The 207-nt window shown below is 42.0% G+C and carries 1 protein-coding gene; it reads right to left on the bottom strand.

All coding sequences use genetic code 11. The annotated features are described in order from the left end of the window. Nucleotides 1-207: Ig-like domain-containing protein (locus ACVC5O_RS11590; protein ID WP_452221645.1), on the bottom strand; the 207-nt coding region annotated here is incomplete at both ends.

Below are 207 nucleotides of genomic sequence, written 5' to 3'. Positions count from 1 at the left end.
TGTATATTCAAACGTATCTGTTCCATTGTATCCTGGGTTTGGTGTGTAGGTTACTACATCATCACTTGGATCGTTTGGTGTATTGTTTGGATCTGTTATGACTACGGTTCCATTGGTTGGTGGTGTTGTGATTGCGATTGTGCCTTCCGTTGGGATGTCGTTATCGTTATCATAAACATCTACCACTACTGGTGTGTCTTCGTCTGT

This window comes from Lacinutrix salivirga, assembly GCF_053604675.1.
This window is presented reverse-complemented; position numbering and strand designations above follow the sequence as displayed.